The sequence below is a fragment of the Sphingobium sp. ba1 genome (genome assembly GCF_000743655.1).
Taxonomy (GTDB): domain Bacteria; phylum Pseudomonadota; class Alphaproteobacteria; order Sphingomonadales; family Sphingomonadaceae; genus Sphingobium.
The window spans coordinates 3,438-3,684 of record NZ_JPPQ01000069.1; the positions used below are offsets into that span (position 1 = coordinate 3,438).

General features: G+C 63.6%; 1 protein-coding gene. It reads right to left on the reverse strand.

The genetic code is table 11. The annotated features are described in order from the left end of the window. On the reverse strand, positions 1-247 hold a 247-nt coding region (locus IL54_RS23905; RefSeq protein ID WP_193378810.1), incomplete at both ends, for an arginase family protein.

Consider the following 247-nt stretch of genomic DNA (forward strand, 5'->3'; position numbering starts at 1 on the left):
GCCGAACGTCTCCAGATCCGGCCCGCGCGCGCGCAGGCCCACCTGGATATAGTCGCTGGCGCGGACATGGCCTTCGTTGATGACGCGATAGACCGGCTGGCCATGGTCGAGCAGATGAACGCGGCCGCGACCGATGTCATAATGGCTGTCGAAATGGATGACGCCGACATTGCCCTTGCCATGCACATCGGCGGCGGCGGCGACATTGGGATATTCCAGGCTATGGTCGCCGCCGATGACAATCGGG